Annotated in this window: 4 protein-coding genes; all 4 read left to right on the top strand. The window is 53.5% G+C overall.

Annotation, left to right across the window (positions count from 1 at the left end; translation table 11 throughout):
• Nucleotides 1-647, top strand: a 647-nt coding sequence (locus ABYT30_RS16730) for an HAD-IA family hydrolase (RefSeq protein ID WP_373097578.1), incomplete at its 5' end; no start/stop codon positions are given.
• On the top strand, nucleotides 640-1041 hold the full coding sequence (locus ABYT30_RS16725; RefSeq protein ID WP_373084562.1) for an RNA-binding S4 domain-containing protein: 402 nt from the start codon (nucleotides 640-642) through the stop codon (nucleotides 1039-1041). The genes ABYT30_RS16730 and ABYT30_RS16725, both read left to right, overlap by 8 nt.
• A gap of 87 nt (nucleotides 1042-1128) precedes the next feature.
• On the top strand, nucleotides 1129-1980 hold the full coding sequence (gene hslO / locus ABYT30_RS16720; protein WP_373097576.1) for an Hsp33 family molecular chaperone HslO: 852 nt from the start codon (nucleotides 1129-1131) through the stop codon (nucleotides 1978-1980).
• Between the two features lie 82 nt (nucleotides 1981-2062).
• Nucleotides 2063-3715, top strand: a complete 1653-nt coding sequence (locus ABYT30_RS16715; protein WP_373097575.1) for a phosphoenolpyruvate carboxykinase — start codon at nucleotides 2063-2065, stop codon at nucleotides 3713-3715.
• The last annotated feature ends 242 nt before the right edge of the window (nucleotides 3716-3957 follow it).

Here is a 3957-nt window from a genome sequence, read left to right as displayed (position 1 = left end):
TCCTCGACATGGACGGCACCCTGTTAGACCTGCATTACGACAATTTTTTCTGGTCGCAACACCTCCCCAAGCGCTACGCGGAAATCCACGGTGGCGAATTAGAGCTAGTTGCCAAAGACCTGATGAACCGCATAATGTCAGAGCGTGGCTCGCTGAACTGGTATTGCTTAGACTACTGGTCCAGCCAACTCAAAGTCGATATCGTCGCGCTTAAGCGTGAAGTCGCTCACTTAATCGCCCCCCACCCAAGTACCGCTGACTTTTTGATAGCATTAGATAATAGCCACTGCGAAACCTGGCTGGTTACCAATGCCCATCGCGATAGTTTGAACTTAAAACTCGAACACACTGATCTCGCGCGCTGGATGCATAAGATGATTACCTCACATGAGTTGGAAAAGCCAAAAGAAGATCCGGAGTTTTGGCACCGCCTGCGCCAACACTGGGACTTTGACCCGGCGCGCACTCTATTAGTAGACGACACCAGCAGCGTCCTCGATGCCGCGGCCACATTTGGTATTCGCCACCTACTGACACTGCGCCAGCCCGATAGCAAACAAGCAATTCGCGAACAATTGACTTACCCTGCGATTCAGCATTTCAATGAAATACTGCCAATTCCTAAGCCGGAGGTGGACGGTGGCTGATGCGCCCAGCGGTATTCGCTTAGACAAATGGCTGTGGGCCGCGCGCTTTTACAAAACCCGCAGCCTCGCCAAGCAAGCCGTTGAGAGCGGCAAAGTTCACTACAATGGCGATCGCTGCAAGGTCAGTAAAGAGGTGCACATTGGCGCAACACTGACCATACGTGCTGGCTGGGACAATAAAGTCGTCGAAGTTATCGCCCTTTCTGATCAGCGCCGAGGCGCGCCGGAAGCAGCGCTACTTTACAGTGAAACCGAAGACAGCATTCGCACCCGCGAGCAGCTCGCAGCTGATCGCAAAATACTCGGCGCCGCGGCAGGCGCTTTGCATCCTGAACGGCCCAATAAGAAGCAGCGTCGCCAAATTCATCGTTTTAAAAATCTAAACGACGAATAAGCGCCTCACCGCCAACATCAGCCGAGACCTCTCCGCCGCTAGGCGCTATAATTGCCAGCTTCCTTTACGATGGACACCCTATTAGCTATGAGCGATACCATCAGCCGCTTTATCTTTGACAATAGCGACGTTCGTGGCGAGCATGTTCGCTTAGAAAAAAGCTATCAGGACATCCTGAGCATTCACCACTACCCCCCAGGGGTAGCCAATTTACTGGGGGAGTTCCTGGCCGCCGCAAGCTTGCTCAGTGCCACCATTAAATTTGAGGGCTCACTCATACTGCAGGTGCGCGGTGACGGCCAAGTACCCTTAATTATGGCCGAGGCCAATTCCAAACAGGAACTGCGCGCCATTGCACGAGACGCCAACGAGGCTATTAGCCTCGACTTTCAAGCCCTCATCGGCAATGGCCAACTGGCCATGACCATTGCTCCCGAAAATGGCAAACCCTATCAAGGCATTGTCAGCCTCGATGGCGACAGCCTCGCCCGCTGTCTTGAGGCCTATTTCCAACGCAGCGAGCAGCTCGCCACACGGGTCTGGCTCTGTGCCGACGGCGAGCACGCCAGTGGCATGCTCCTTCAGCAACTACCCAGTACTAAGCCCGACATGGACCGCTGGGAGCACCTTAGTACCATTGCCCACACTATCAAAAACGAAGAATTACTAAGTTTGGATGTCGAAACACTGCTTTACCGGCTCTACCATCAAGACGCTGTTCGACTATTCGACAGCAAGCCGATGATCGCGCGCTGTCGCTGTAGCCGCGAGCGCGTCGCCAACGCGCTGGTGTCTATTGGTCGTGAAGAACTCGACGATATTCTTGCTGAGCAGGGTCAAATCGAAACCAATTGCGAGTTTTGCAACCGCCTATATCAATTTAACGCCGGCGATATTGCGGGATTATTTGAACAGGGCAGCGACCTCACTCGTCACTGAAAAAAGCACTAATTTTGGGCATTTTCCCCAAACTGCCTTTTCTCTCCTCAAAGATTAGCGCTGGCATAGGTTTTTTGTAATAATGGCGCCCCAAATTACCAGCCACTTTGGGGGTTCTCTTTCGTGCCAACCCCACCGCAACACCCAAGGCTGCTCTCAGGATTACGCGACAGGAAAACAGAGAATGAGTGCTGAAACGACGATTTACAACGATTTAAGCCCCGCTCAGCTAATTGAGCAAGCCCTGAGTCGCGGCGAAGGCCGTCTCGCCGACAGCGGCGCACTCGTCGTTACCACCGGCAAGCGCACCGGGCGCTCACCTGGCGACCGCTACATTGTACAAGAGCCGTCGACCTCCGATGCGATCGACTGGACCAGCGTTAACCGCCCCTTCGACGCCACTAAATTCGACGCCCTCTGGGATCGTGTTGAAGACTACTTAGCTGGTCACGACAGCTTTGTTTCTTCACTCCACGTTGGCGCCCATGAAGATCACTACATTCCCGTCGTTGTGAACACCCAAACAGCATGGCAGGGTTTGTTTGGTCGCAATATGTTTGTACGCCCCGCCAAATACAATCCCAAAAGCAAAGAAGAGTGGACCATCCTCAACTGCGCGGGCTTTGTTTGCGAACCAGAGCGCGACGGCACGAACTCTGACGGCTGCGTCATTATCAATTTTGCCCAGCGTAAAGTCCTGCTGGCTGGCATGCGCTACGCCGGTGAGATGAAAAAAGCGATGTTCTCGGTACAGAACTTCCTGCTTCCAGAAAAAGACGTTATGCCCATGCACTGCTCGGCTAACGTTGACGAAGCTGGCCAAACTACCTTGTTTTTCGGTCTGTCTGGCACCGGCAAAACCACTCTGTCTGCTGACCCGAGCTGCTATTTGATCGGTGACGACGAGCACGGCTGGGCAAAAGGCTCTGTATTCAATATTGAAGGCGGCTGCTACGCTAAGACCATCAATCTAAGCCAGAAAAACGAACCCATTATTTGGGATGCAATTCGTTTTGGCGCGATTGTTGAGAACGTCGTTATTGACGACCACACGCGCCACGCCGACTACGACGACACAAGCCTGACTGAAAACGGTCGCTGCTGCTACCCGCTGGAAAATGTTGAAAAGCGTGTTATAGAGAACGCCGCTGGCGAACCCAAAACCGTTATTTTCCTGACTTGCGACGTCTCTGGCGTCATTCCGCCAATTTCAATTTTGTCTAAAGAAGCGGCGGCGTTCCACTTCCTGAGCGGTTATACCGCGCGGGTAGGCTCAACTGAGCTAGGTGCAGAAGCGGGCATCCACCCCACCTTCTCTACCTGCTTTGGCGCGCCCTTTATGCCCCGTCCTGCCGGCGATTACGCCGAACTACTGATGAAGCGCATCGAAGATTTCGACTCTCAGGTTTACTTGATCAACACCGGCTGGACCGGTGGCTCAGGCGCTGCTGGCGGCACCGGCTCACGCTTTCCAATTCCGGTAACCCGCGCCGTGGTTGCCGCTGCTCAAAACGGTACGCTGATTGGCGCCGAAACTGAGCGCTTAGAAGCCCTAAACCTGACGATCCCCAAGGCGATTCCCGGCGTTGATGACAAATACATCAACCCGCGCAAAGCCTGGGGCGACGCAGCTGCTTATGATGCTGAAGCTTCTAAACTGGCCCGCCTCTTCCAAGAGAATATCAAGAAATTTGATGTTTCTGAGGCCATTATTGCCGCCGGCCCACAAGCCTAAGCAATACGCATGAAAAGACAGGGCAGCTTAGCTGCCCTTTTTTATGCCCGTAAACTTGCCTGATACTATTATCAGGCCCACACTTATCACTCTCTAGCGCGAAGGCTTCGCCCTGCGTATACACAACCTCGACTGTTTATTGGGCAAGTCTATGACAGCAACTTCCTCCGCTGAGCACACCGCGAGCTTTATTAGCGACTGCCAACAGGCTTTCAATAAGGGCCAGCTCGAGCGTTTGGTGC

This window comes from Zhongshania sp. (assembly GCF_041623545.1).
Taxonomy (GTDB): domain Bacteria; phylum Pseudomonadota; class Gammaproteobacteria; order Pseudomonadales; family Spongiibacteraceae; genus Spongiibacter.
The sequence above is the reverse complement of the archived record's forward strand: the minus strand, read 5'-3'. Positions and strand labels throughout refer to the sequence as shown.